Annotated in this window: 2 protein-coding genes; one reads left to right on the top strand and one right to left on the bottom strand. The window is 74.6% G+C overall.

The annotated features are described in order from the left end of the window. Window positions 1-213, bottom strand: a 213-nt coding sequence (locus ACFWJO_RS39180) for a hypothetical protein (RefSeq protein ID WP_386873002.1), incomplete at its 3' end; no start/stop codon positions are given. A 115-nt stretch (window positions 214-328) separates the two neighbouring features. Between ACFWJO_RS39180 and mca the strand changes: the two genes are divergently transcribed. After that, window positions 329-914, top strand: a 586-nt coding sequence (gene mca / locus ACFWJO_RS39185) for a mycothiol conjugate amidase Mca (RefSeq protein ID WP_386873004.1), incomplete at its 3' end; no start/stop codon positions are given.

The following is a 914-nucleotide window of genomic DNA, read 5'->3' on the forward strand; positions in this document are numbered from 1 at the left end:
GTCGTCCTCGATGGTGAAGCCGACGTCCTTGTACTCGATGGCGCCCACGGACATGTTCAGGCCGATCCACACGGACAGCAGCACGGCCACGACCAGCCCGAGCCCGCCGAGGCCCGCCCACAGCCGACGACGGTCCGGACGCGTGTGGTCCGTGCCGTACCGGTTGGCTAGTGTGGGGTCCTGCGCGCGGACCGCGGGGGCGTGGTGGGACATCCCCTCCACCCTAGCCGCTGCCCGCCGCCGGAGGCCGATAAGGACGTCGGCCTGGACCCCTCACGCCGTCGCCCCCGCGGCGGCCCCGCCATCCGGACAGGAGTGTGCGATCCCCGTGGCCGATCAGACCCCCCAGGCCCAGCCCGCCGCAGGCACCGCCCTGCCGCCCTCCACCGGGCTGCGCCTCATGGCGGTGCACGCCCACCCGGACGACGAGTCCTCGAAGGGGGCCGGCACCATGGCCGCCTACGCGGCGGCCGGGGCCGAGGTCATGGTCGTCACGTGCACCGGCGGCGAGGCCGGCACCCTGCTCAACCCGTCGTTCGGGGACACCACCCGGGCCGACCGGGACATCGCGGCCGTGCGCCGCGAGGAGATGGCGGAGGCCGCGCGCATCCTCGGCATCCGGCACGCCTGGCTCGGCTTCCTCGACTCGGGCCTGCCCGAGGGGGATCCGCTGCCGGCCCTCCCGGCGAACTGCTTCGCCGAGATCCCGCTCCGGGATGCGGCGGCCCCGCTGATCTCGCTCGTGCGCCGGTTCCGCCCGCACGTGCTCATCTCCTACGACGAGGTCGGCGGCTACCCCCACCCGGACCACCTGCAGGCCCACGCCGTGACGATGGAGGCGTACCGGGCCGCGGGCCTCGCCGACGAGTACCCCGAGGCCGGGCCCGCCTGGGAGGTCTCGAAGGTCTACTACG

This window comes from Streptomyces sp. NPDC127092 (assembly GCF_042722475.1).
Lineage (GTDB): Bacteria > Actinomycetota > Actinomycetes > Streptomycetales > Streptomycetaceae > Streptomyces.